The sequence below is a fragment of the Rathayibacter tanaceti genome (genome assembly GCF_001634385.1).
Classification (GTDB): Bacteria; Actinomycetota; Actinomycetes; order Actinomycetales; family Microbacteriaceae; genus Rathayibacter; species Rathayibacter tanaceti.
Window position 1 is genome coordinate 1 of record NZ_LIIN01000309.1, and the last position, 532, is coordinate 532.

Sequence of the window (532 nt, forward strand, 5' to 3'; positions counted from 1 at the left end):
GCGCGCTCTCGTTCGCCCGCGCGTCCGCGACCCACCCGTACGTCGTGACGCTCGACCAGCACCGCACCGAGGCCGTCCTGCGCGAGCGGCTGCACGCCGCGGCTGCGGAGGCGCTGCGCCCCGGCACCGCGCTGACCGGGCTCCGCCTCCCTCGCGGCCGGGTCGAGCGTCCGGCACGGGCCCCGGCGGCGAGCCCTCGCCCTCCGCGCGGCGTTCGTCGTCGGAGCCGACGGAGCCCGCAGCACTGTGCGCGAGCTGCTCGGCATCGGCACCTCCGGCCGCGACTACCCGGACCGCTATGTGATGGGTGACTTCGCCGACCCCGAGCCGGCACGGCTCGTCGGCACCGCGCTGGTCGACGTCGGCCCGGCGGGTGTCGTCGAGTCGTTCCCGCTTCCTGGCGGGCGGAGGCGCTACGTCGCGCTGAGCGGTCCCGACCGAGCTCTCGGCGCGCCAGCGTGGCGGCCGGAGGAGGCCCCCGATCAGGTGGCGGCGCTCGCGCTCAGCGCCGCTGTCCGCGAGCGGACCGGCG

General features: G+C 78.0%; 1 pseudogene. It reads left to right on the forward strand.

Annotation, left to right across the window (positions count from 1 at the left end):
* Window positions 1–246: 246 nt before the first annotated feature.
* Window positions 247–532 (forward strand): annotated as a pseudogene (locus ACH61_RS15800) (FAD-dependent monooxygenase); the annotation flags it as partial.